General features: G+C 72.2%; 7 protein-coding genes. 4 read left to right on the plus strand and 3 right to left on the minus strand.

Annotation, left to right across the window (positions count from 1 at the left end):
• Window positions 1–93, plus strand: a 93-nt coding sequence (locus VHK87_RS05190; protein ID WP_329633838.1) for a LytTR family transcriptional regulator DNA-binding domain-containing protein, incomplete at its 5' end; no start/stop codon positions are given.
• Window positions 94–106: 13 nt separating this feature from the next.
• On the opposite strand, the gene VHK87_RS05195 is transcribed toward VHK87_RS05190, so the two are convergent.
• Window positions 107–646 carry a GNAT family N-acetyltransferase gene (locus tag VHK87_RS05195; RefSeq protein WP_329633832.1) on the minus strand — a complete coding sequence of 180 codons (540 nt, stop codon included), beginning with the start codon at window positions 644–646 and terminating at the stop codon, window positions 107–109.
• Window positions 647–739: 93 nt separating this feature from the next.
• Between VHK87_RS05195 and VHK87_RS05200 the strand changes: the two genes are divergently transcribed.
• Window positions 740–1,609: a lysozyme inhibitor LprI family protein gene (locus VHK87_RS05200; RefSeq protein WP_329633833.1), complete on the plus strand. Its 870-nt coding sequence runs from the start codon at window positions 740–742 to the stop codon at window positions 1,607–1,609.
• 89 nt (window positions 1,610–1,698) lie between these two features.
• Window positions 1,699–2,220 carry a hypothetical protein gene (locus tag VHK87_RS05205; RefSeq protein ID WP_329633834.1) on the plus strand — a complete coding sequence of 174 codons (522 nt, stop codon included), beginning with the start codon at window positions 1,699–1,701 and terminating at the stop codon, window positions 2,218–2,220.
• Between the two features lie 123 nt (window positions 2,221–2,343).
• Here VHK87_RS05205 and VHK87_RS05210 read toward each other — a convergent pair whose 3' ends face one another.
• Both VHK87_RS05210 and VHK87_RS05215 read right to left on the minus strand, forming a co-directional pair.
• Window positions 2,344–3,330, minus strand: coding sequence for a malate dehydrogenase (locus VHK87_RS05210; protein ID WP_329633835.1), 987 nt, complete (start codon window positions 3,328–3,330; stop codon window positions 2,344–2,346).
• 44 nt (window positions 3,331–3,374) lie between these two features.
• Window positions 3,375–3,959: a DUF6886 family protein gene (locus VHK87_RS05215; protein ID WP_329633836.1), complete on the minus strand. Its 585-nt coding sequence runs from the start codon at window positions 3,957–3,959 to the stop codon at window positions 3,375–3,377.
• Between the two features lie 143 nt (window positions 3,960–4,102).
• Between VHK87_RS05215 and VHK87_RS05220 the strand changes: the two genes are divergently transcribed.
• Window positions 4,103–4,439: HIT domain-containing protein (locus VHK87_RS05220; RefSeq protein ID WP_329633837.1), on the plus strand; the 337-nt coding region annotated here is incomplete at its 3' end.

Below are 4,439 nucleotides of genomic sequence, written 5' to 3' on the forward strand. Positions count from 1 at the left end.
GACGGCCGGGCGACCCTCAAGCTGAAGGACGGTTCAGAGGCGCCGGTCAGCCGGACCTACGCGCGCGAGCTCCGGGAGAAGGGCTGGATCTGAGCGGACCGACCGGTCACCCCCCGCGGCGCGCCCGCCAGGCCTCGCGGCTCTGCCCCCAGACCTCCACCGGCGCCGAGAGCGGCGGCGGCAGCATCGCCTGCCGGAGCACCGTCGAGCCGAGCCTCCTGGCCACCGCCTGGGAGTTGAAGTTCGCCGCGTCGATGCAATGGATCACCTCGCTCCAGCCGAGCGCGTCAAACGCCCAGTCGATGGCCGCCGCCGCGCCCTCGGTGGCGTAGCCGCGGCCCCAGAAATCGCGGGCGATGCCCCAGCCGACCTCCGTTCCCGGCCAGCCGAGCGGACGCCATGGCCCGAGCCGCCCGACCCAGCGGCCGGTGGCCTTCTCGATCACCGAGAACATTGAAAAGCCCGCCACGGTCCAGGCGCCGGTCATGGTGCACATCACCCGCCAGGCGGCCTCCGGCGGCTGGGCGCCGCCCAGGAACTTCGCCGCCTCCGCGTCGCCGGCGAATTCGGCCCAGGGCTCGAGGTCAACAGGCTCGGGCGGGCGAAGAATTAGCCGCTCGGTGTGGAGCGTCGGGCCCAGGCTCATGCGTTCAGGTCCAATTCAGGCGCTCCGCGGCAACGTCGGGATGGACCCCCGAGCCTCCCCCGCCGGGCCCAGGTGATCAAGGCAGCTTCGACCATGGCCGACCAACCTCGCGAATTCATCCCGAAAGAGAACCCCGAAGGCGACCGGATGCTGGTGTTCGAGCTGGCCCCTCCGGGCCAGGCCGCCGCGTCCCCGCCGCCGCCGCCGCCGCCGCGCGCAGCGGCAGAGCCCCCGCCGCTGGCCCGCGAGCCGCGACGCAAAGGATCGAAGAAGACGCTGCTGCTGGGCGTCGCCGGCGCCGTCGCGCTGGGCGCCGTGCTCGGTGTCGTCGCCCGCCCCGACCTGATCGGCGAGCCGGTCAAGATGCAGCCGGCCCCGCAGATCGCCGACGCCCCGACCCTGCCTCAGGTGCAGGTCATGGTGCGCGACGAACCGCAGGGCGAGCGCCAGGCTCCACCGGCCTTGCCGCCGACGCGGCCCTCCGAGCCGCAGGTCGCCGCGGCCTCGCCGCAGCCCGCGCCCGTCACGCCGCGCGCCGCCGCCCAAGCGCCGCCCAGGCTCGGTCCGCCGGCGCAGGTGGCGATCGCCCCGACCCGCCCGGCCGCCCCGCCGACCCGGCCCGAGCCGGCGCGCGAGGCGCCGCAGCTCGCCGCCCGCACCGAGCCCGAGCCGGCGCGGCCGCGCGCGCGCCCGAGCTTCGACTGCCGCTACGCCAGCAGCCGGTCGGAGGAGATGGTCTGTTCCGATCCGCAGCTGGCCGCCGCCGACCGGCGCCTGGCCCAGGCCTACGAGCGGGCGGTCTCCGCGGGCGTTCCGCGCCGCTACCTGCGCGCCGAGCAGGACGATTGGCTGTCGATCCGCGAGCAGGCGGCGCGCCGCTCGCCCGACGCCGTGGCCAACATCTACGAGCAGCGGACCGCCGAGCTGAACGACATGGCGCTGGAGGCCCAGGAGGGTTTCTAGCACCCGGCCGATCAATTCTGTCCTGCGCCTTTGCAACCGCAGAGTCGGCTCGCCCATTCCGACCGCGGGACTTGTCAAAGGACATACGAATGTCGATCGAAGGCCAGCGAGGCTCCATCCCCGCCGGAGTCTATAACGGCTTCTCATCTCCCGCGCGGACGCTGCGCCGCGGGGCCGGAAGCCCGGCCGGCAAGATCCTGATGGCGGGCGTGGCCGCCGCCGGGGTCCTGGGCGTGGTGTTCGGACTGTTCGCCAAGCCCGACGTGCCGGACGAGGACGGTCTGGGGCTGAAGGCGGACGAGGTGGTCCAGATCGAGGTCGGGCCCGGCCGCGCGCCGGTGGTTCCCGGCGGGCCGGTCCAGGCCGCGCCTCTGCAGACCCTGCCGCCGGGGGCCAGCGCGCCCACCGTCGTCGTGGCCCGTGGGCCTGAACCGCGCCCCGAGACCGCGCGCCGAGACGAGGCCCCGCCGCCGCGGGCCGAACAGGCCGAGGAAGGCGCCGAGCTCCGCTTCGAACCCGAGTCCATCCCGGACCCCGGATTCGCCGACGACCGGGCGTTCGACGAGCCGGACGAGATCGTCATCCCTCCGCCCGAGTTCGCGGACGAATAGGCTCCCTCGAAACCGCTCATCCAGGCGAAAGCCGGGATTCAGACGGACTCGCCGTCCGCGTCGCCTCAGGCTGGGCCCCGGCTTTCGCCGGGGTGAGCGGAGGATAAGACGCGACCGAGCCCCTTAGCCCAGCATTTCCTTGACGGTGTCGCGCTCGCCGACCAGTTCGTCGTTGGTGATGGCGATCTTCGACTTCGCGAATTCGTCCATCTGATAGCTGGTGACGATTTCGTAGCCGTTCGCCGTGGAGCGCACCGGCATGCCGGCCCAGACCCCATCGGCGAAGCCGTACTGGCCCGTGGAGGGCACGGCCACCGCGTGGACGACGCCGGGGGTCGCCAGGTCGCGGACGTGGTCGATGAGGGCGTTGGCGGCCGAGGCGGCCGAGCTCTGGCCACGGGCCTCGATGATCGCCGCGCCGCGCTTGCCGACGGTGGGCAGGAAGTCGTTCTTCAGCCAGGCCTCGTCCCCGATCACCTGCGCGGCCGGCTTGCCGCCGATCTTGGCGTGGGTGAAGTCGGCGAACATGGTCGGGCTGTGATTGCCGTAGATGAAGATGTCGGAGACGTCGGTCACCGGCACGCCGGCCTTCTTGGCGAGCTGCGCCGCCGCGCGGTTCTGATCGAGCCGCACCATGGCGGTGAACCGCTCCTTGGGCAGTCGCCGCGCCTGGCTGGCGGCGATCATGCAGTTGGTGTTGCAGGGGTTGCCGACCACCGCGATGCGGGCGTCGTCGGCGGCGTTCTCGTCGATCGCCTTACCCTGGGCGATGAAGATCTTGCCGTTGTCCTTCAGGAGGTCGGCGCGCTCCATGCCCGGGCCGCGCGGCTTGGAGCCGACCAGCAGGCACCAGTTGGCGTCCTTGAAGCCCTTCGCCGCGTCGTCGTGCAACTGGATGTCCTGCAGCAGCGGGAATGCGCAGTCGTCCAGCTCCATCGCCACGCCCTTGAGCGCCTTCTGCGGGCCCTCGGCGGGGATTTCGATGAGCTGCAGAATGACCGGCTGGTCCTTGCCCAGCATCTCGCCAGACGCGATGCGGAACAGCAGGGCGTAGCCGATGTTGCCGGCCGCGCCGGTGACGGCCACGCGGACCGGGGTCTTGGTAGGCATTAACTAGCTCCGTAGCGGAAGGGCGGTATCGGTCGGCGGGCGGTCTAGCCGCTCGGCTCCGGGCTCGCAAGCAGCCTGGGGGTCGGCGCCCCCGCCTCGGCCCATCCGGTGGCGTTGCGCAGCCGGATGCCGCTGGCGTGCAGGGTGGTCGACCAGACGTCCTTCAGCGGCGCGAGCGTCGGCATGATCCGCAGCTCGACGTCCAGCGCGGCGAGCGCGGCCGGCAGGTCGTCGATGACCTCCAGGGCGATCGGATCGACTGCCCCGCGCGAGACCCACATGCCGGCGGTGTCCAGATCCTCGAACGTCTCGGCAGGCAGCTCGTAGCGGTAGAGGCGGCCGGTGCGTAGGCGCTCGAACCAGCGCCATTCGATGTGGGCCAGCGTGGTCCAGCTGCGCCCGCCGAACCAGGCGGCGAGGTCCTCGGAGCTCGTCTGCGGCGTCGGCCAGAGCAGGATGCGCGGGCAGTCGCGGGGGAACAGGTACATCGCCTGCCGCTCCTCCGAGATCGCCCACACCAGCGGCCCGTTCAGCCAGTCTCGGCCTGGGCCGCGCTCGGAAGGTACGGCCACCGGCCGCGGCTCGAAGCGCCGGATGTCCGGATCGTCGGAGAAGTGGAAGAGGCGCATGCGGGCTGCCGGGGCGGAAACGGGCGCCACCTCATACCCGTCATCCCGGCCGTAGCGAAGCGGAGAGCCGGGAGCCAGCGTCCGCGCGCCTGGGGTCCGGATCGGCCTTTCGGCCGTCCGGGATGACGGGGTATTGGCGAGGAATGGCTTTCGACCTCGCCCGCGCCTTCGTCGCCACCTCGCACGCCGTCTGCGACCTTCCTTTGAGCCACGTGCGCCTGCAGGGCGACGCCCGTTTCGCCTGGCTGGTGCTGATCCCCCGCGTGGAGGACGTCAGAGAGATTGAGGAGCTGTCGCGCGATGACCGGGCGCGGCTGCTCGATGAGGTCGTGCTGGCGGCCGGGGCCGTGCGGGCGGTGGGGACGGCGCTCGGCCGGACGGTGGAGAAGCTGAACGTGGGTCAGCTGGGCAACCTCACGCCTCAGCTTCACGTCCATGTAGTCGGCCGCCGGTCGGACGATGCGGCCTGGCCGGGGTCGG

Origin of the sequence: Phenylobacterium sp., assembly GCF_036263695.1 — a bacterium.
Lineage (GTDB): Bacteria > Pseudomonadota > Alphaproteobacteria > Caulobacterales > Caulobacteraceae > Phenylobacterium.